The organism is Clostridium sp. BIOML-A1, assembly GCF_009874105.1.
Lineage (GTDB): Bacteria > Bacillota > Clostridia > Lachnospirales > Lachnospiraceae > Coprococcus.
The window spans coordinates 25610-46750 of record NZ_WWTL01000005.1; the positions used below are offsets into that span (position 1 = coordinate 25610).

Annotated in this window: 15 protein-coding genes; 14 read left to right on the forward strand and 1 reads right to left on the reverse strand. The window is 42.2% G+C overall.

Features of this window, described 5'->3' with window-relative positions:
* From GT641_RS05365 to GT641_RS05425, 13 genes are all read left to right on the forward strand, one after another.
* A partial coding sequence (locus tag GT641_RS05365) for an FHA domain-containing protein (RefSeq protein ID WP_161117005.1) occupies window positions 1-699 on the forward strand: 699 nt, incomplete at its 5' end.
* 29 nt (window positions 700-728) lie between these two features.
* Window positions 729-1499 carry a PP2C family serine/threonine-protein phosphatase gene (locus GT641_RS05370; protein ID WP_165853027.1) on the forward strand — a complete coding sequence of 257 codons (771 nt, stop codon included), beginning with the start codon at window positions 729-731 and terminating at the stop codon, window positions 1497-1499.
* Between the two features lie 12 nt (window positions 1500-1511).
* On the forward strand, window positions 1512-3653 hold the full coding sequence (locus tag GT641_RS05375) for a serine/threonine-protein kinase (RefSeq protein WP_008401639.1): 2142 nt from the start codon (window positions 1512-1514) through the stop codon (window positions 3651-3653).
* 17 nt (window positions 3654-3670) lie between these two features.
* A complete protein-coding gene (locus tag GT641_RS05380) occupies window positions 3671-4495 on the forward strand; it encodes a hypothetical protein (RefSeq protein WP_008401638.1) in 825 nt (274 codons plus the stop codon).
* A 16-nt stretch (window positions 4496-4511) separates the two neighbouring features.
* Window positions 4512-10313, forward strand: a complete 5802-nt coding sequence (locus tag GT641_RS05385) for an Ig-like domain-containing protein (protein ID WP_161117006.1) — start codon at window positions 4512-4514, stop codon at window positions 10311-10313.
* Between the two features lie 64 nt (window positions 10314-10377).
* Entirely contained in the window at window positions 10378-11034 is a 657-nt protein-coding gene (locus GT641_RS05390; RefSeq protein WP_161117007.1) for an HAD family phosphatase, read from the forward strand.
* A gap of 116 nt (window positions 11035-11150) precedes the next feature.
* The gene (locus GT641_RS05395; protein ID WP_008401635.1) at window positions 11151-11513 is read left to right on the forward strand and encodes a TIGR04086 family membrane protein; all 363 of its coding nucleotides are present in this window, start codon (window positions 11151-11153) and stop codon (window positions 11511-11513) included.
* A gap of 86 nt (window positions 11514-11599) precedes the next feature.
* Window positions 11600-11749, forward strand: a complete 150-nt coding sequence (gene scfA, locus GT641_RS05400; RefSeq protein WP_008401634.1) for a six-cysteine ranthipeptide SCIFF — start codon at window positions 11600-11602, stop codon at window positions 11747-11749.
* Between the two features lie 103 nt (window positions 11750-11852).
* Entirely contained in the window at window positions 11853-13217 is a 1365-nt protein-coding gene (gene scfB / locus GT641_RS05405; RefSeq protein WP_008401633.1) for a thioether cross-link-forming SCIFF peptide maturase, read from the forward strand.
* Between the two features lie 20 nt (window positions 13218-13237).
* The gene (locus GT641_RS05410) at window positions 13238-15481 is read left to right on the forward strand and encodes a protein translocase subunit SecDF (RefSeq protein WP_008401632.1); all 2244 of its coding nucleotides are present in this window, start codon (window positions 13238-13240) and stop codon (window positions 15479-15481) included.
* Between the two features lie 176 nt (window positions 15482-15657).
* Entirely contained in the window at window positions 15658-15978 is a 321-nt protein-coding gene (locus GT641_RS05415; RefSeq protein WP_161117008.1) for a type II toxin-antitoxin system RelB/DinJ family antitoxin, read from the forward strand.
* Complete coding sequence (locus tag GT641_RS05420) at window positions 15975-16322, forward strand: type II toxin-antitoxin system RelE/ParE family toxin (protein ID WP_119963076.1); 348 nt, start codon at window positions 15975-15977, stop codon at window positions 16320-16322. Before GT641_RS05415 ends, GT641_RS05420 begins: the two co-directional genes overlap by 4 nt.
* A gap of 23 nt (window positions 16323-16345) precedes the next feature.
* The gene (locus GT641_RS05425; RefSeq protein WP_243143699.1) at window positions 16346-17005 is read left to right on the forward strand and encodes an HAD family phosphatase; all 660 of its coding nucleotides are present in this window, start codon (window positions 16346-16348) and stop codon (window positions 17003-17005) included.
* Here the strand turns inward: GT641_RS05425 and GT641_RS05430 are convergent.
* Complete coding sequence (locus GT641_RS05430) at window positions 16998-17867, reverse strand: AraC family transcriptional regulator (RefSeq protein WP_008401627.1); 870 nt, start codon at window positions 17865-17867, stop codon at window positions 16998-17000. The genes GT641_RS05425 and GT641_RS05430 overlap by 8 nt on opposite strands.
* A gap of 219 nt (window positions 17868-18086) precedes the next feature.
* Here GT641_RS05430 and GT641_RS05435 point away from each other — a divergent pair, with 219 nt between their 5' ends.
* A complete protein-coding gene (locus GT641_RS05435) occupies window positions 18087-21125 on the forward strand; it encodes a glycoside hydrolase family 2 TIM barrel-domain containing protein (RefSeq protein ID WP_161117009.1) in 3039 nt (1012 codons plus the stop codon).
* The last annotated feature ends 16 nt before the right edge of the window (window positions 21126-21141 follow it).

The window sequence follows — 21141 nt, forward strand, 5'->3', positions numbered from 1 at the left end:
GGACCGGACGGCAAGCCGGTAGCACCGATGCCGAACGGTCAGCCAATGCCGAATCGCCCAATGCCAATGCAGATGGGACCGGACGGCAAGCCGGTAGCACCGATGCCAAACGGTCAGCCGATGCCGAATCGCCCGATGCCAATGCAGATGGGACCGGACGGCAAGCCGATAGTACCGCCGGTATCTCCGATGAATGGTGCAGCACCGATGCCGGAGAAGAAACCGGAGGCAGCACCGGTACCACCGATGCCGGAGAAGAAGCCGGAGGCAGCACCAGTACCACCGATGCCGGAGAAGAAGCCGGAGGCAGCACCGGTACCACCGATGCCGGAGAAGAAGCCGGAGGCAGCACCGGTACCACCGATGCCGGAACAGAAGACAGATGCGCCGAAGCCACAGGCACCGGTGCCTTATCTGTTAAGAACAGCAACAAATGAAAAAATCTATATAAATAAGCCGGAATTTGCAATCGGAAGATCGGCAACAAAGGCAGACTATACTGTAACCGATAATTCAGATGTCAGCAGAATCCATTGTATTATCGAGAGAAAGAATGGTGTCAGCTATATTAAAGACAATCAGTCAACCAATGGTACATATGTAAACGGAAAAAATATAGCAGGGCAGGAAAATGTATTTTTAACAAACAATGCAAAGGTTTCATTGGGAGATGAAGAATTTGTATATCATATAAGATAAGCGTGGGGACAACAGAGCAGGAGAGAAGTATGAAGTATAAAGCAGCGTATTACACAGACGTAGGAATAAAAAAGAAAAATAATCAGGATTCTCTGGCAATTAAGATTGCAGAGACGCCGAAGGGATCTGCGGTATTTGCAATTATCTGTGATGGTATGGGAGGACTTGCAAAAGGCGAGCTTGCCAGTAAAGAAGTGATATGTGCATACTGCGACTGGTTCGAGAAGGATTTTCCGGAACTGGTGCTTTCCGGAACATTTAATGCTTCCATATTGAAACAACAGTGGGATATGATAGCAATTAATGAAAATGAGAAATTAAAAGCATACGGAGAAGCACAGGGGATCATGATCGGTACCACTCTGTCTGCAATGTTGATGTATGGAGAACATTACTACATTATCCATGTAGGAGACAGTCGTGTATATGAATTAACAACAGAGGTCACACAGCTTACGAAGGATCAGACGCTTGTAGCGCGTGAGGTTGCTGCCGGAAGACTGACACCGGAGCAGGCAGAGAAGGACAGCAGAAGAAGTATTTTATTACAGTGTATCGGTGCATCACCTGTGGTAGAGCCTGATTTTATCAGAGGATATATCGAAGAAAATGCCTGCTACATGTTATGCTCAGACGGATTCCGACATAAGATATCAGAGAATGAGATGCTGGATCGTATCGGACCGAAAGCGGTGCTGGATGAAAATGCCATGCGTGAGGGTTGCGCTTTCCTTACAGAACTGGATAAGTACAGAAAGGAAACTGATAATATCACGGTATTGTTAATTAAGACAGAGTAGTGGGGAGATAAGATGACAGAATTAGGTACAGTATTAGATGGAAAATACGAAATACTGAAAAAAGTTGGTCAGGGTGGAATGTCAATTGTTTATCTGGCGATGGATAATCGACTGAATAAACAGTGGGCGGTTAAGGAGATCAAAAATGATGGTTCCAAAAGCGTTGAGACTCTGTTAAAGGGTCTTGAACGAGAGGCAAATATTCTTAAAAATGTAGATCATCCGGTTTTGCCGCGAATCGTTGACATCATAAATGAAAATGGAACGATTTATGTAATCATGGATTTTGTTGAGGGAAAACCTTTGAATGAAGTCCTGAAGGCAGAGGGAGCGCAGGAGCAGTCGGATGTAATTGAGTGGGGACGCGCACTTGCCAGTGCACTTGATTACCTGCATTCTATGAATCCACCTATTATTTACAGAGATATGAAACCATCCAATGTTATGTTAAAGCCGGATGGATCTGTAAAATTGATTGATTTCGGAACAGCAAAGGAATATGTAATAGAGAATAATGCAGATACGACAGCCCTTGGAACAAGAGGTTATGCTGCACCGGAACAGTTCGGTGATGCACAGGGACATGGTATCTATAATACAGATGCAAGAACAGATATTTATAATCTGGGTGCGACATTATATCATTTGGTAACCGGAAAGAATCCATGTGAACCGCCGTATGAGATCAAGCCGATCAGACAGTGGAATCCGATGCTTTCATCAGGACTTGAGCAGATCATTATCAAATGTTGTCAGCCAAATCCAAATGACAGATATCAGTCCTGTTCAGAGTTGCTGTATGCGCTGGATCATTACAATGAATTGGATAATGAGTACCGGGCAAAGGCAAAGAAGAAACTGATCATGTTTTGTACGATGGGTGGATTGTCATTGGCATCTGTTGCATGTGCAGTGATCGGCGGCGTGAAGAAGAATGAGATCAAGGAACAGAATTACAGCAATAAGATCTTAGAGGCAGAGAATGCATTACAGGATAATGATGTAAATAATGCAATCAAAATCTATAAAGATGCGATCGCATTGGATGAGACATCTTCAGATGCATATCTTGGTTTGTTAGATACATATGCTTATTATTACGATGCCACACAAGATGCTGAGAAGACATCATCCGAAGGCATGGACAGTGGAGCTAAGCTTGGTGTGCGGTATGTAACCAAGTATATTGATAAGGTTCAGGATGATGTTGTTTATGAGGTAGCAATCCTTTATTACAATGAAATTCAGGATTACAAAGCTGCAATGCAGTATTTTAATCAGGTAAACGATAAAGAGAACTTTCCGGATGAAGCTGCACAGGCATCTTATTATTCCGCTATCTGTGAGAATAAGATCAAGAAGAATTCCAACTTTGCGAACAGCCAAGAGAACCTGTTTAATTTTGAAGAATATAATAGCAGCAATCTGGAAGATACCAATACAAGTAAATATGTGAATTATCTGAATATCGCTTCAATATATGTTGATAATCTTGGAAGTGAAGCAGACGATATGCCACAACGGACGATCGCCCTGTTGCAGGAAGCAAATGAGAAGCTGGACGAGAATAGTACAGCATTATCAAATGCGTTCCCTGAGGATCGAAACGTAAAGTATTATACAGCACAGTACGCAAGGATCCTGTATTCGGTATATTCCTATGAAGCAGAAAATGCAACAACTGATGATCAGAGGGAATCCTTCTATCTGAAAGCAGTTGACGCATTGAATCGTTATCTTGCAAGTATCGATATTACAGACAAGAATATTTCTGACAATACAAAGAAATCTTATGTCAAATATATGAAGGAAGAAGCTGAGACATATATAGCACTTGCAGTTTCTAGCGGTAAGAAAGATTATTATGATTCAGCTGAAAAGATATATAAGACGGCAGAAGACAGCATGGGTACAGAGGATTTTGCGGCAGACATATATGTAAGTCATCTGAATTATCTGTACGACAGATATTCGGGAGAATACGGATCTAATCCAAAGAAGTGGAGAAGTGAAGGAATATCCAAGGTACAGGCAGTTTACAATGCAGGTAAGAAGATTAATATACTTGCAAATCGTGGTAACAATGAATGGAACTCGTTAATCGTGAATTCTGCAATTGCCGGAGTAATTGATGGCACAGCAGCTGCTAAGTGAGAGTGAGGGTGATAACAATGAATGAAACTATATGCAATATAATGTTATTCGGTGGCATAGCTCTTGCAGTTGTATTTGCGGTTGTTGCAGTTATTTTGTTTGTAAAGTTAGATATACCAAAGGTGATCGGTGATCTGTCCGGAAGTACCGCGAGAAAGCAGATCAGGGAGATCCGGGAAAAGGGATATGAGAGTGTTCAGGGAAGCGGTGCTTCCAAGAAGGACGCGATCAAGTCTAAGGATAGTACCGGAAAGATCGAGGTAAGAGATATCAAACGGAAGACCTCCCGTTCAGAAGAACTGGAAAAGAAAGGTAATGAACGGTATCAAAAGGCAGTCAATGAGCTTAAGAAAGAACAGCAGAGCCGGATGGATGAGTTCGAGCGTGAGACAGATATCTTACAGGGACCGGATGATTACGAGAAAGAGACAGATATCTTAACAGAACCGGATGATTACGAGAGAGAAACTGATATATTATCGGCGGATGTAGATTACGATGAGGCAACTGACGTATTGACGCCGGAAGATGATGCAGATGAAGCAACCGATGTTCTGACGATGGAAGATGATACAGAGGGAGCAACCGATGTTCTGACGATGGAAGATGATATGGAGGGAGCAACCGATGTTCTGATGATGGAAGATGATGCAGAAGGAGCAACCGATATTCTGGCAGCGGTGGATGATGAGGAAGCAACTAATGTTCTGACATCGGATGAAGAAGCAACGAACGTTCTTTTAAATGAGGCGGTTCATGGAACGAAGCCGGAAATAAAGGATCGTGCAGGTTTCAAGATAGTAACAGATATCGTCGTAGTACATACAGATGAATCAATATAAGGAGGGAATGACCAATATGAAAAAGAATAAGTATTTGCATCGATTGATCGCGTTGGTCATGACGGCTGTTATGCTGTTGTCACTGGTGGCGATAGATAACAGATTTGGAATAGCGGCGAAAGATGAGTTCTCAAAAGAGGTCATTGATCTGGAAGATTATATTCCAAAGAAAGTAAAGTATAAAGAAGCAAAAGACGGAAGCGTTAAGATTGACAGTGTTAAGGAGATTGAGATTACGGTTCCGTTAGAGTCGGCAGTTACATTTAAGGGCGACTATCTGATGGAAGCACTCGATGCTGACGATGCTAATGAGGATCAGAAGGTAGCAACTTCCTGTGATGCAGATGAGAAGGATGCACCAAAGAAAGCGTCCAAGATCAAAAAAGTAAAGGTTGAAACGGTGGATGATGAGTACCGGTTCGCTGTATATAAGACAACGAAGGAAGAGGGCATATATGACTTTGCCGGTATCGTTGCCGTATATAGTGACGAAGGTAATGATCCGGTTCCGGCAGTACCGGTTCCGACGATTCAGGCGTCTGTAACAGAGAGCGATGAGCTGATCGCTAAAACAGGTTATTATTATGCAAAACCGGGATCATCTGTCAATATTAAGCTGGCGATTGCTGATGGTACAGATGATACATATATCCGTCAGGAATCAGAAGACCCTGCTGATATCACAAAGGTAGCTTATACTGTGGATGGTGGTGCAGAGACGATCATAGATGCAGATGACGATGGTAATTATGCATTAACAGTTAATGAAGCCGGAACTTATGAATTCACGGTTACAAACCGCGGCGGAGAGTCTGGTGTATCGGCTGTAAAGATCCTTTATCCAACGACAGTTCAGATTACAGATGTAACAGCAAGTGAGAATACAACGGTAAAGAAGGTTGGAGACAAGATTCAGGAACTTCTGAATAAGGTAGATGCTTCGATCAAAGTAACTGTCTCTGCAAAGGAGACAGTAGATGGAAGCCTTATGCCGCTGACCCTGAAATACAGACTGGCAAATGGTGCTGTATGGGGAGAATGGCAGAAAGCAGATATGACAGAGGATGTAGATGCAGGCTGCTATAAAGCAAGTGTATCGATTCCGAAGTCTTCAGCAACCGGAGAAGATTATAAAGTTGCGATCAGTGTATGCGATTCAGACTATACAGAAGTCTCTACATATACATTTGACGAAAACGGTGCGATCGTATTTATCGATGATGATGAACCGGATTTCGTAAGTGGTGTTGTAAACACATATCAGGGAACATCAGTATCCGCATCTACAAGCCTTGGTTCATACAGCTATAATTCTGATAGATGGTATAGCAGACTTGCAGTTAAGAATGTAAAGACAGAAGAAAATCATTCACCGATTGACTTTGTTGTAGCAACATTTGATGGCACACCGTTTGATAGGAATATAGAAGTATCCGCAAATGGAAATAAATATACTTATACATATACAGATTGGGATAGTGATACAGTAGATTTGGAAGATGGTGTACATACAATCTCTTATGCAGTAACGAATCGTATGGAACTGGACAGCATCAAAAATGTCACATTTAATCTGGATGCAACAAAGCCTGTAGTAACAGTAACGAGTGCAGTTAAGAATGCAGCTGTAGCACAGGATGAGAAATATGTAGTAAGCGGGGCAACAGGAGAGACATTGACTGTTACAGCTACAGATCCGGGAAACGATGTCGGAACAGGAAGTGGCGTAGCAAGTACAAAGGTTACAGTAAACGGAAGTGAGAAAGCATTAGCGGCAGACAACACTCTGACACTTGCAGATGCAGGCGTATATGATGTCGTTGTGACTGTCACAGATAAAGCCGGAAATGAAGCTGCACAGAAGTTTACGGTTATCGTAAATAATGAAACACTTACGGACGAAATTACGGCAAATGCGGATGGTACACCGTTAGATCTCTCCGATCTTGTATATACAGGTGGCAATAATGTTACAGTAACATACAAGGTTACAGGACTTGATCTTGATCAGAACGATGTGATCAGTAATGCGGTAAGAAGGGATTCGGATGTAACAGGTACTACAGGTGAACAGATCACACCGACGATTGCGAAGAATAGTTCCGGTATAAATACAACCCTTACTCTTATTTATACATTACAAAAAGAAGGAGTCTATTCTTTCAATATCAAGACAAAGCATCATTATATAGATCTTGAGAGTGATGCAAATACAACAGAAAAGAGCTGTACGATCGCGTACGATAAGAGTGCTCCATCTGTTACAACGATGGAATTTGTAGACTATGAAGCCGGTATCGATAATGTATATTATTATTCAAAAACTACAGTTCCTAAGATCAAGATAGCTGCAAAGGACAGCATTGCAATCAGGAGTTATAAGATTACAGATCAGAACGGACAGGAGATCGTGTCTGAAAACTTATCGACGGATCCGAAAAAAGAGTTAGAGCAGACGTTTGAATTGACAGCAGGTATTCAGGAGAATCAGCCATATACGATCACATTCTATATCGATGATATGGCTGGAAACGGTATATCAAAGAATGTTTCTGATGAAGGTATTCCATATCAGTTTGAGATCGACAGCATTAGCCCTGATCGCGTTGCGATCGCCGATATGGCAGATGACGGAAGCCTGAATCTTAAGAGCTACTGGAATGGTTCGGCGGTTACGGTAAGTGCATCAGCGGAGGATAACCATTTCATTACATCATTTAACGCGGAAGCAATCTGCGATGGAAAGGCAGTTGCTGAGCAGGAACAGCAGGTAACAGCAAGTAAGAATGCATCTGCAGCATTTACATATAGTGAAGCCGGCACGTATGAAGTGACAGTATACGCATATGATGAAGTCGGAAATGTGAATACAGCGACCTGTCATTTTGTGATCGACGGAAAGCCTGCAGATATCAGCTTTACCGGTATTCCTGACAATGGAATATACAGAAATGATTCAAAACATCCGATCACGATCAATGTAAAAGATGATTATGGAATCAGCGCTGATAAAGTAAAGATTACTGAATACTATGAAACTTATGACGGTACAAAGGGACAGCTAACTGTTCTTTCGGAAAATACAGATATTAAGACAACAAAGGCAACTGTTAATTCCTGTGAGGTTATTGACGGTAAGCCGATGAAATATTATTTCAATGTGGAAACAACTGATAATTCAGGGAATGTTTCAAGCACGACAAGTAAGACCTTCTATTACGATGATATGAATCCGGAGATATCAGTAACACCGGATATCGTATCAGAGGAAAAAGATTATTATTACAATGATAAGGTTACATTTAAAGCAAATGTAAAAGAGCAATTTGCACTTGGAACGGTTGTATATCTTCTGAATACAGAAGACTATGATCTTGCAACAAAGGCTTCTGATTATAAGAAGAAAGCGATCAAGACATATACACTTGACGATCTGTGTGAGAAGACATTTGAATTCTCTGCAAGCAAGGCAGGCTTCTATGACTGGACTGTCGTTGCAGTAGACGGAGCAGGCAATGAAGATGCCGTAACCGAGATGCAGTTCACGATCGACAAGGAAAGACCGGAGGCAGAGATTGATGGTGTGCCGGAAGATGGTTTGTCGACAGGTACAGAGGTTGCGATCACAATTACAGATAATGAGGCACTTGATAAGGATGACTTCACTGTTATTCAGCATTATAAATACTACAATGGCACAAAGTATAAGAAGAAAACCGTTAAAGTAAAGCAGACCAGTGCAAATGAGCTGACGGCAACCGCTAATTGTGATGAGATGGATGGCAAGGCATGTTCATATTATTTTACAGTGGTCGGAAAAGATAAGGCCGGAAATGAAGTGATTTATGATCAGAATGCATCCAAATTCAAAGTGGATGGAACAGCACCGGAGATTACGATCACACCTTATCCGGATGAGAATGACGGATATTATAACAAGGGCGTAAGATTCAAGATCAATGTAAAAGAGCAGTTTGAAAAGAAGCATAAGATAACAGTTTCTGATAAGAATAAATCTGTGAACGGAGATGCGGATGATGTATTTGTCTTAAATGGTACAGATGGTACATTCGAGGTTAAGAGAAATGCAGAAGGCATCTATAACCTGAAGATTAAAGCAGAGGATGCATTCGGAAACCTTGCGGAAGATAAGGTTAGCTTCATTGTTGATAAGTCGGCTCCGACGATCGGTATAGCGACCGTAAGCAAGCTGAACAATGGGAATGTAGCCTTAAATGTAAATATTGCAGATAATTATAAAGGAAAAGAATACATCGTACATGTGATAAGGAAGGATGCTTCCGGAGCAGTTGTATATAATAAGGATTACAGAAAAGAAATCTGGAAGACAACTACCGCAAATCCGGATCTTGTATTTACCGATGAAGGTGATTATGAGATTTCCGTATCTGCAGAGGATAAAGCCGGAAATAAGAAGATTGCAGAAAATGTAACCTTCCGAATCGATAAGACCGCACCGGTTCTGTCAATTACAGGTGTTGCGGATTCTCAGACAACGGATTGTACAGCGACTCTTTCCGTAAATGAGGCATTCCCATTTTCTTATGATGGTTCGTCACTTGGCAGTACAGATGTTACGGCAACTATCACAAAGAAGACAGACGGAGCAGGAACAACAAATATAGCTACACTGAATACAGGCAATTTCTCAAGTGGTAATCCACATACAGCTACATATTCCTTTACAGAAGATGGTGAATATACGATCACATTTAATGCAAAGGATATGGTTGGCAATACAGCGGCTGCCGTAACGAAGACATTCAAGGTAGATAAGAATGCGCCTGAGTTATTTGTAACGGCAGTAAACAGCAAGAAGTCAAATATAAGCGAATACCAGATCGTCGGTGGTGCTTCTGATGATTCAAAAGACTATGTAGACATGAATCTGGAAGTAAAGGAGACATTCTTTGCTACAAATAAAGTATCGATCACCGTTCATAAGGATGGTAAAGATGTATCATCCGGCTACTTTAAGAACTTCAGCAGCAGTTCTGAGGTCAGCAGAGGCAGCCAGCGGTTTGAAGATGATGGTGTCTATACAGTTGAGATCTCAGCACAGGATGCGATCGGTAATAAGGCAAAGGATTACAGTATGGCGTTCACGGTAGATAATACCCCGCCATCGGTTGAGAATACAGAGAAGATGGAAGGCTTTGCAGCCCGCAGAAATGAGAATGGAGATCTGTTGCTGAACAGCAAAGATTTCTCGGATATCAAGGATAAAGGCTATGATGCATTCTGGACTGTAAATGATACTTCTGTATTTACAGCAAGTGTTAAGCTGGATGGAATCGATTTCGTTGATTTCTCCGATCTGACAGACGGATATCATACGATGATGATTGAAGTAACAGATGAGGTCGGACATAAGACTACGAATACATTTGATTTCACCTATGACGGAACTGCACCTCGAATCATTATAAGTGGTGTGGACGATAAGAGCGTTGTAAGAAATCCATTTACAATGTCGATCGGACTGGAAGACCCGGATGATACGATCACGGAGATTGTGATCAATGGCAAGACTATTGATCCAACGTTGTATAAGGATACAAATTCATATGACTTCCAGGTATCTGATTATGGAAAATATGAAGTGAAGGTAACAGCAGCAGATGCGGCCGGTAACGTATCATCAACCTTTGATGCTGAGACGGGAGAAGTATTCTCCTTCCAGCTAAGACAGAAGCTTTCACCGGTTGTTATCATTCTGATCATTCTTGCAGTTCTTATTCTTGCAGGAATCATAATCTGGATCATACTCAGAAAGCGCAAGAAAGCACAGCAGTAAATTAAAACATAGAAAGAAAGGGACCACGCCCAAACAGGCGTGGTCTTTCAATGAGGTGACATAAATGGTATTAAGAGCGGTAGCATTTGATATGGATGGAGTCCTGATCGATTCCGAGAAGGTATACAGAATGTGCTGGTTGAAGAATGGATTGTCCATCGGTATCCCGGAGAATGAGATGTCGAAGATCTGTGACCGGATGGCAGGTGGAACCAAGAAGACAAATGCGCATGTGATGAAAGAAAAGATGGGCGAAGATTTTGACTATCTTGCATTCAGACAACGCACAGTGGATATGGTCGAAGCATATCTGAATGAGCATGGCGTTGAATTAAAGCATGGCGTGATCGAGACACTAAAGACTTTAAAGGCAAGAGGAATCAAGATGGCGGTTGCAACCTCGACGGATCGGGAACGGGCAGAGGATAAACTGATTCGAAGCGGATTGCTTCCGTATTTTGATGATGTGATCTGTGGGGATGAGATCGAGCGCGGAAAACCATACCCGGACATCTATCTGAAAGCCTGTGAGAAGCTTGGTACGAAGCCGGAGGAGACAGTTGGAGTAGAGGATTCCATTAATGGTGTGATAGCCTCCCACGATGCAGGACTGTATACCCTTATGGTGATCGATCTGATCCAGCCGGATGAGGAAACGAAGAAGAAAGCAGACCGTATCAGCAACGATATATTTGAACTGACAGAATTATTTGAAGACTGATGAAGCAGTTTGACTTCGAAAATGACATCTGAAAATGATCGATATAGCAGAATAGAGGCTGATCTCTGGAATGAAAGGAAACCTTTCGGCATATAGTAGTGTCAGGAGGTTTTTCTATGATTACAGGACAGAAAATTTTCAGCCTGTTAAAGGCACTTGCGGTATCTTACATAATAACAGCGATCCTGCTGCTTGTAACGGCACTCCTCATGTACAAGCTGGGGCTGGGTGAAACGGCGATTCATCTGAGTATTATCATCATTCATGGCATCTCTGTGTTCCTTGGCGGTTTTCTTACCGGCAAGATGGTGAAGGAGCAAAAGTATATCTGGGGATTGATGCTCGGAGTGTGCTATGTGCTGGTGATCGGTATTGTATCTTTCATTATGAATGGTACGATCCACATCTCTGCCGGAGGAACATTAACGAATGTGATCCTGTGTCTCGCAGCCGGAATGCTTGGCGGAATGCTAGGTTAGAGACAAGTTTTTCGTAAAAATACTTTGACTTTAAAGCATGTTGTGTTATAATTTCGCTATATGACATAAAAAGGAGAAGTGTACCTATGAAGAGAATAAAGACACTCACAAACAGAACAATGAAGAACACAATGGTTAAAGGTGGATGCGGCGAATGCCAGACATCATGTCAGTCAGCTTGTAAGACATCATGCACAGTCGGAAATCAGAGCTGTGAGAATGCTGAGAACAAGTAAGAGATCATTGTAGACAGACAACCACAAAGGGGACCGTCAAACAAATGGCAGTCCTCTTTCGTTGCGTGTCAGAAAAATTAATTCACAAGATGGGAGAATTTGTATGGTACATCAGTACAAAAGTAATGGATATAATATCGTACTCGATGTATGTAGTGGGTCTGTTCACGTAGTGGATGACCTTGTGTATGATATTATTGCAAATTACGAAAATCATACAAAAGAGCAGGTAATGGAATTGCTGCCATCCTATGATAAGGATGAAGTATCGGAAGCCTATGACGAGGTAACCGGCCTGGTAGAAGACGGAACACTATTTACAGAAGACATATTCAAAGATTATATCATTGATTTTAAAAAGAGAAAAACAGTGGTAAAGGCTCTGTGTATCAATATTGCACATGACTGTAATCTTGCATGCAGATATTGTTTTGCAGGAGAAGGTGAGTACAAGGGTGACAGAGGTCTGATGCCACTTGACATAGCAAAGAAATCTCTGGATTTCCTCGTTGCCAATTCCGGTAACCGTGTAAATCTTGAGGTCGATTTCTTCGGCGGTGAGCCACTTATGAACTGGGATGTCGTAAAAGAGACCGTTCGATATGGAAGAAGCCTGGAGGAGAAGCATAATAAGAAATTCCGTTTCACACTGACAACAAACGGTGTGTTGTTAAATGATGAGGTAATGGAATTTGCCAACAAAGAGATGGCAAATGTCGTATTATCCATCGACGGAAGAAAAGAGATTCATGATTACATGCGTCCGACCAGAAATGGAAAGGGAAGCTATGATCTGTTACTTCCAAAGTTCCAGGAATTTGCAAAGAAGCGTGCCGGAAAGAGTTATTATGTAAGAGGCACTTATACGCATAACAATCTGGATTTTTCAAAGGATGTATTACACATGGCAGATCTTGGATTTGACCAGATCTCCATTGAGCCGGTTGTATCTCTGCCGGACGAGCCTTATGCGATAAAGGAAGAGGATATTCCGTATCTGTTAGATCAGTATGATATCCTTGCAAAAGAGATGATCAAAAGACATAAAGAAGGAAGGGGCTTCAATTTCTTCCACTTTATGATAGATTTGACAGGGGGACCATGCGTGGCCAAACGTCTGTCGGGGTGTGGTTCAGGTACAGAATATCTGTCAGTTACACCATGGGGCGACCTTTATCCGTGCCATCAGTTTGTCGGTGAGGATGGGTTCTGCATCGGAAATGTAAATGAAGGTATTACGAAACCGGAACTTGTTGATGAGTTTAAGCTCTGCAATGTCTATGCAAAGGACAAGTGTAAGGACTGTTTTGCAAGATTCTATTGTAGCGGTGGCTGTGCGGCGAACTCATATAAATTCCATGGAAATATATTAGATGCGTATGATATCGGATGTGAACTTCAGAAGAAGCGTATCGAATGTGCGATCATGATCAAAGCCGCATTAGCAGATGAAGAAGAAAATCAATAAGGAGGACAAAGGTAAACAAGATGAAGAAAGCAAGAAAAAAAGCCATATGGGTATTGATCCTGTTCCTGCTTGTGCTTGCGGGTTCCATCTACGTTGCATTGTTTGGTGTAGGCGACAGAGGAAAAGCAAAGTATATAAGCCTTGGACTTGATCTGAAGGGTGGCTTAAGTGTAACGTATGAGATTCAGGATGAGGATTACAGTGATGCAGATGTTCAGGATACGATCTATAAGCTGCAGAAACGTATTGATTCCCATACAACAGAGCATAACGTATATTCAGAGGGAAATGGTAAGATCACTGCCGAGATTCCGGGTGTAACAGATGCAGATGCAATTCTGGAAGACCTGAGTATCGAAGGTAAGTTGGAGTTCTTAGATCCTGAGAATTATGAATTATGGTCACAGGGTAAGGATTATACTCCAGCTCTTACCGGTGATGATATTAAGGGTGCAGATGCCAAGATCGATTCTACAGAGACCGGTGATGACAATGTAGTACAGTTGTCATTCACAACAGCAGGTGCTCAGAAGTTTGCAGATGTAACAACAGCAAATGTAGGAAAGATCGTTTATATCGTATATGATGGTGAAGTTGTAAGTGCACCAACTGTACAGCAGGCAATTACAGACGGAAATGCTGTTATCAACAGCATTTCAACATATGAAGAGGCAGACAGCCTTGCTACTACGATCCGTATCGGTGCATTGCCACTGACACTGAAGCAGGTACGTTCTAATATCGTCGGAGCAACTCTTGGTTCAGAAGCAGTATCAACAACGATCAAAGCAGGTATCATTGGTATTATCTGTATCTTCATTATCATGATCTGCGTATTCAGAATTCCGGGTCTGATCGCATCATTATCATTGACACTTTATACATTTATGATCTTACTTGTTATGAACCTGTTCAATGTTACATTGACACTTCCGGGTCTTGCAGGTATCATCCTTTCTGTAGGTATGGCGGTCGATGCGAACGTCGTTATCTTTACACGTATTAAAGAAGAACTGGCAACAGGTGCTTCTGTTAAGCAGTCTGTAAAAGCCGGATTCCATAATGCGTTATCAGCGATCATCGATGGTAACGTGACAACCCTGATCGCAGCACTTGTGCTTGGTATCTTCGGAACCGGTACGATCAAGGGATTTGCGATCACGCTGGCAATCGGTATCGTATTATCCGTATTCACAGCACTTGTTGTTTCACAGCTTGTGTTAAATGCACTTGTTACACTTGGTGTAAATGATGTGAAGTTCTTTGGCAAGGCAAAAGAGCCAGGCAAGGTCAACTTCGTAAAGGGTGGTAAATATTGTATTATCGCTTCTGTTCTTGTCATTGTGATCGGCTTCTGTTTTATGCCGATCTTTGCAAAGACAAAGGGAAGTGCATTGAATTTAAGTATTGATTTTGCAGGTGGTACATCAATCACAGCAGAATTTGACAAAGCATATTCATTATCTGAGGCAGAGAAGGACATTGTTCCTGTTATCGCTGAGGCAGCAGGCATCAGTGAGGCAGATATCTCTGTTCAGACTGTTTCCGGTACAAATGAGATTGTATTCAAGACCACAGAGCTTACGACTCAGGGTGATGATTCTCAGTTGACAAAGGTAACAGCTGCACTCAGCGAGAAGCTCGGTGCGACAGTAACAAATTCCGATAATATCAGTGGTTCAGCCAGCAGCGATATGACAAGGGATGCATTCCTTTCTGTAGCACTTGCAGCCGTTCTGATGCTCATCTACATTGTAATCCGTTTCAAGGATGTGAAGTTTGGTGTAAGTGCGGTATTAGCCCTTTGCCACGATGTAGCTATGGTATTTGTTCTGTATATCTTACTTCGGTTATCCGTTGGTAATACCTGTATCGCATGTATGCTGACAATCTTCGGTTACTCGATCAATGCAACGATCATCGTATTCGATCGTATCCGTGAGAATATCGCAAATGCAGGAACAAAGAAAGATTACAAGCAGATCGTTAATTTAAGTATTAACCAGACGATCACCAGAAATATTTATACATCCTTAACAACATTTGTTACGATCTTCGTATTATATGTAATGGGTGTAGCAGCGATCAAAGAGTTCGCATTTACTCTGATGGCCGGTGTCGTAATCGGTGCTTATTCTTCTATCTGTGTAACTGGTCCATTGTGGTACTACTTCAAGACCGGATTTGGTAAGAAGAAGGATGCTGCGAATGGCAAGAACAATAAGAAAGCAGTAGAGAAGAAGAAAACAGCAAAGGCGCAGTAATTATCTGTTGCCGATCGACTGAAAAACAGACAAGTATGTAGAATTTACATATTTGTCTGTTTTTTCGTTGTGTTACAGGAAAATTTACATTGGGTATTATAAAACTTAATCTGTAATGACAATGTATTGACAGATGATAAAAGCTGTGATATGTTGAAACAAAGGAGGTGTATGATATGAATACAAATTTAAATGTTGCAATGGCACCAAAGGATTCGACCTTTCAGGTGAGAATGAATTCTGAGATAAAGAGAGCCGTTGAAGATATTTATGCAAAAACAGGTATGACACTGACAGATGCTTTTAATACATTTATTCAACAGTCCTTGAATGTCGAGGGTTTGCCATTTATCGTGACTACGAACAGTAAGGAGGCGTTAAAGGAACAGGCGTTGGTTATGGTAATGCTTGATTTGAAACGTGCAGAAGCTCGTGCGGATGCGGAAGGCTGGATTGATGCAGATGATCTTGAGAAAGAATTGGGGGTGCGTGATTGAAAAAAATAAAATATACGCCGGACGTAGCAGACAAGTTGAGAGAATTAAAAAAAGCCATTACACAAAGTTATGGGGCGGACAAAGCAATAGAAATAGTTAAGAAAATAACAGATGCTATAAGGGATCTTGGCACGAATGAAAAAAAGGGACCGGCAGTTTCACAGATGTTTGGTGTAGATACAGATTATCGGTTCCTTTTTATTTCTCATAATTATGTATTTTATCGTATAGAGGATGAATGTATTTGTATAGTTAATCTTTATCATGAAAGGGAAGATTTTATGTGGAAATTGTTTGGGATTGAGACTGTGCAGCAGGAAACATTAGATTACTGGAATGAGTAAAATATTGAAAAGGTTTGGTGAGAATGATGAAACGATTTGAAGCGGTTATATTTGATATGGATGGGGTTATATTCGACTCGGAGCTGCTGGTCATAAAGTGTTGGCAGGTCGTTGCAGATAAATATGGAATCAAGAACATAGAAGACACCTGTCACAAATGTTTGGGACTGAATAAAGATGCGACAAAAGAACTGATGCTTGGGGTGTATGGAGCAGATTTTCCTTATGATGAGTATAAGGCGGAGATGTCGGCACTGTTCCATGAACAGGCGGCGGGAGGAAAGCTTCCGATGAAGCCGGGAGTTACCGGTCTGTTGCAGACATTAAAAAAGAATGGAAGAAAGGTTGCGTTGGCATCTTCTACCAGGAAAGCAGTTGTCGAACAGGAGCTTCGGGATGCAGGTATCCTTCCGTATTTCGATCGAGTTATTTGCGGAGATATGGTAAAGCGGAGCAAACCGGAGCCGGATATCTATCTGGAAGCATGCAGACAGATCCATGTGATGCCGGAGCAGGCATACGCCATAGAGGATTCTTATAATGGTATCCGTTCTGCACATGCAGCGGGACTGCATCCGATCATGGTGCCGGATCTTGCACCGGTCACGGAAGAAATGCAGGAGCTGTCGGATGTCATTCTGGATTCCCTGACCGAAGTAGAGAAATATCTGTTTTTTATTTAATAGCTTCTATCCCTCTTTTCCGATATTGAGAGGGAGAGAAGCCTTTCTGTTTCCGGAACAGCCGGCTGAAATATAACTGATCATCATATCCTACGATCCTGGCTATTTCATTTATGGAATAGTTCGTCTGTTCTAAGAGAAGCTGGGCGTTGTTGATCCGGCGGGACACGATGAACTGCATTGGGGTCATGCCGGTGTATTTCTTGAAATTCCGTATGAACCAGCTCACGCTCATTCCTCTTGATTCGGCATATTGTTCTATGCTGATGTCTTTATTATAGTTTTCATTAAAGTAGGAAACTGCATAGTCCATTTCACGATCCAGATATTCATTTTTCAGGATATGTTCGCGTGACAGCTCCCGTTTGAATACGATTAAAAGGCGGGTCAGCAGTAAAGCCAGCATTTCTTCATAATCATCCTGACAACGCTGCAGCTCCAGGATGATCTGTTTAAATATATGTTCATATTCCAGAGAGGAACCGACAGGGAATACTCTCCGGTTATCTTTAAATCCATATTTCCTCAGAAGATTCTTCACATCGGAGCCGGTGAAATGAATCCAGTAAACCTCTGTTTTATCTGCACCGTAATATTCATATTTCTGTAGTTCCTTCGGGCGGTAGAGTACCATATTGCCAGCAGGAACGATCGTCTCATTCTCAGCTTTATCAAAATGAAAATGTCCAAGCCCGGATGCGATATAGATGATCTGGTAGTCCTGTCTGCCCTTAGGACGATAGGTAGGCATCTTCGGGTCGCCACTTAAGCGGTATGTTCCGCAGCTTCCGACAATAAGCGGTCTGCGCTTGTCCTTGAAATCAAGATAGGAATGATTCAGGTATCCGGTATTTATATACATGATGAAGCTCTCCTTTATTTGTAGGATTGTAGTATAAAAAGATTTATTGATATTGTATCATTTTGTCCATATTCTGTCCATTCCGGTTCATAGACAGAAATGCTGTTAAAGTGTATGATAAATACAGACAAAACGAAATAACAAGATAATATTTGCAAATAATATCAAAAACATAAGAATAGTTGAAAACAAAAAAGTACATATAAGGGAGGATTACTTATGATAGTGCCACGTTATTATGAGAATTTGAATGTATTACATGAAAATACACAGCCTGCAAGGGCATACTATGTACCGGCTTCCTGTAGGATGGATGATCTGGTCGAGCACAGAGAAGGATCAGATCGGTTACAGTTATTAAATGGAAAATGGAAATTCCAATATTTTAAAAGTATTTATGATGTGAAGGATGCTTTTTATGAGATGGGATATGACACCGGAGCATTTGACGAGATCGAGGTTCCGGGCGTATGGCAGATGGCAGGATATGATACACACCAGTATACAAATATCCGCTATCCATTTCCATTTGACCCACCATATGTCCCACAGGATATACCGTGTGGAGCTTATGTGCATACCTTTTCTTATGCAAAGGATGTGGATGCGTCAAAGGCATTTCTGAATTTTGAAGGTGTGGATAGCTGCTTCTATGTGTGGATAAATGGGACATATGTCGGATACAGTCAGGTATCCCATATGACCAGTGAGTATGATGTGACAGACATTTTAAAAGAGGGAGAAAATACGATCGCTGTCCTTGTCATGAAATGGTGTGATGGTTCTTATCTGGAGGATCAGGATAAATTTCGGATGAGTGGAATTTTCCGTGATGTCTATATTCTGAAAAGACCGGAGTGCGCCATTCGCGACTACCGCATCACGACCTCTGTTTTAAAGGAAAAGGCTGAGGTGAAGCTCGATCTGAGCTTTTATCAGGAGACAGCGGTTAAGGTTACGATCGAAGACAGGAATGGTGTGGTTGTAGCGGAAGGACAGGCAGAGCATGACGGAGCTTTCACATTTGAGATTATACAGCCGACACTTTGGAACACCGAGAATCCATATCTGTATACACTCATTTTGCAGAGTGAAAATGAGACGATCGTTGATCATATCGCTGTCAGAACGATAGAGATAAAGGATAAAGTTATTTACTTCAATGGACAGAAGATCAAATTCCGCGGTGTCAACCGGCACGATTCTGATCCGGTAACCGGCTTTACAGTGGATGTGGAGAAGATAAAAAAGGATCTTACCCTTATGAAACAGCACAACTTCAATGCGATCCGTTCCAGTCATTATCCAAATGCACCGTATTTTTATCAGATGTGTGACAAATATGGCTTCATGGTATGCAACGAGGCGGATATAGAAGCACATGGCCCATATATGTTATATCGCAAAGAGGATACTGACTACAACCGGTTCAAAAAGTGGAATGAGAAGATTGCAGACAATCCGGAATGGGAGGCGGCTATTCTTGACCGGGTGAAGCGGATGGTCGAGAGAGATAAGAACCGTTTCTGTATCGTGATGTGGTCGATGGGAAATGAAAGTGCATATGGCTGCAATTTTGAAAAGGCACTTGCATGGACGAAGCAGTATGATCCATCCCGTATTACCCAGTATGAAAGTGCAAGATACAGAAATTATGATGTGACCTATAATTATGAGAATCTGGATCTGTACAGCCGTATGTACCCAGCGCTGTCAGAGATCGAGGAATATCTGGAAAAGGACGGAAGCAAACCATTTCTGCTGGTTGAATACTGCCACAGCATGGGAAATGGTCCCGGAGATTTTGAAGATTATTTCCAAATGATCCACAGTGATGACCGCATGTGCGGTGGATTTGTATGGGAATGGTGCGACCATGCAGTTGCGCATGATCAAGCGGAAAACGGAAAGACGAAGTATTACTATGGCGGAGATCATGGAGAGGCGATACATGATGGTAATTTCTGTATGGATGGTCTTGTGTATCCGGACAGAACCCCGCATACCGGACTGCTCGAATACAAAAATGTCTACCGCCCGGTCAGAGTTCGGTCATTTGATCAGGAGAGAGGAATGCTTACCCTTCATAACTATATGGATTTTGATGATATTCAGGATTTTGTGGATATCTGTTATGAGGTAACTCAGGATGGCTTAAGTGTTCAGAAGGGCAAGGTAGTGGGTGCTTCGGCTGCTCCACACAGTGATTGCACCGTGGGGCTTGATATCGATGTTCCTACGGCAGGCAGAGTATATCTGAAGCTTTCTTATCAGTTAAAGAAAGAGCTTCCGTTAGTTTCTGCGGGTCATGTATTGGGCTTTGATGAACTTCTGCTTGAGAATAAAGATGGAAGAAACCAGACAGCTGCCAAATGGACGGCTTCGGATGTGGAAGTATCCGATATCAGGGTAGAGGAAGACGATGCATGGATCGTGTTAAATGGTGATGGCTTCACATATCGGCTGGATAAGCGTACCGGCTTGTTCAGCGGACTTCAGTATGCAGGCAGGGAATATCTGAATCATCCAATGGAGCTTAACATCTGGCGTGCGCCTACAGATAACGATATGTATATCCGGGCAGAATGGGAGAAGGCTCATTATGATGAGGCATACACAAGAGCATATAGTGAACAGATCCTTCAGAACAAATTCGGAGTAATGATCATGTGCCATGCAGGTGTGGTAGCTCCAACCGTTCAAAAGCTGATCGATGTAGAGATTATGTGGAAAATAGATGGCGCAGGCAGAATTGCTGCGGGAATAACAGCAGTAAAAGATGAAGAACTCCCGGATCTTCCAAGATTTGGTATAAGAATGTTTCTGGATAAGAAGCTTTCTGAGGCTGCCTATTATGGCATGGGGCCACAGGAAAGCTACCGCGACAAGCACAGGGCTGCCAGCCACGGCTTGTTCAGAAGTTCTGTGCAGGAGCTTCATGAGGACTATATCATGCCGCAGGAGAATGGAAGCCACTATGACTGTGATTATGTGGAACTGACAAATCAACGATATGGAATGGCTGTTGCAGCAGAACATACATTTTCATTTAATGCCTCTTATTACACTCAGGAAGTGCTTACGCAGACGAAACACAATTATGAGCTTACGGAAGCCGACAGTACGGTGCTCTGTATTGATCATGCACAGAATGGAATCGGTTCGAACAGCTGTGGCCCGGTTGTTCTGGATGAATACAGGTTCAGTGAAAATGAGTTCCGGTTTGATTTCACGCTGGTACCGTTTGTGAGGGGTTAATTAGGAGGAGATACGG

Excerpts from the sequence above, each read along its gene's own strand:
- GT641_RS05370 (WP_165853027.1), top strand. The coding sequence starts at position 729 with ATGAAGTATAAAGCAGCGTATTACACAGACGTAGGAATAAAAAAGAAA.
- GT641_RS05375 (WP_008401639.1), top strand. The coding sequence starts at position 1,512 with ATGACAGAATTAGGTACAGTATTAGATGGAAAATACGAAATACTGAAA.
- GT641_RS05380 (WP_008401638.1), top strand. The coding sequence starts at position 3,671 with ATGAATGAAACTATATGCAATATAATGTTATTCGGTGGCATAGCTCTT.
- GT641_RS05385 (WP_161117006.1), top strand. The coding sequence starts at position 4,512 with ATGAAAAAGAATAAGTATTTGCATCGATTGATCGCGTTGGTCATGACG.
- GT641_RS05390 (WP_161117007.1), top strand. The coding sequence starts at position 10,378 with ATGGTATTAAGAGCGGTAGCATTTGATATGGATGGAGTCCTGATCGAT.
- GT641_RS05395 (WP_008401635.1), top strand. The coding sequence starts at position 11,151 with ATGATTACAGGACAGAAAATTTTCAGCCTGTTAAAGGCACTTGCGGTA.
- scfA (WP_008401634.1), top strand. The coding sequence starts at position 11,600 with ATGAAGAGAATAAAGACACTCACAAACAGAACAATGAAGAACACAATG.
- scfB (WP_008401633.1), top strand. The coding sequence starts at position 11,853 with ATGGTACATCAGTACAAAAGTAATGGATATAATATCGTACTCGATGTA.
- GT641_RS05410 (WP_008401632.1), top strand. The coding sequence starts at position 13,238 with ATGAAGAAAGCAAGAAAAAAAGCCATATGGGTATTGATCCTGTTCCTG.
- GT641_RS05415 (WP_161117008.1), top strand. The coding sequence starts at position 15,658 with ATGAATACAAATTTAAATGTTGCAATGGCACCAAAGGATTCGACCTTT.
- GT641_RS05425 (WP_243143699.1), top strand. The coding sequence starts at position 16,346 with ATGATGAAACGATTTGAAGCGGTTATATTTGATATGGATGGGGTTATA.
- GT641_RS05430 (WP_008401627.1), bottom strand. The coding sequence starts at position 17,867 with ATGTATATAAATACCGGATACCTGAATCATTCCTATCTTGATTTCAAG.
- GT641_RS05435 (WP_161117009.1), top strand. The coding sequence starts at position 18,087 with ATGATAGTGCCACGTTATTATGAGAATTTGAATGTATTACATGAAAAT.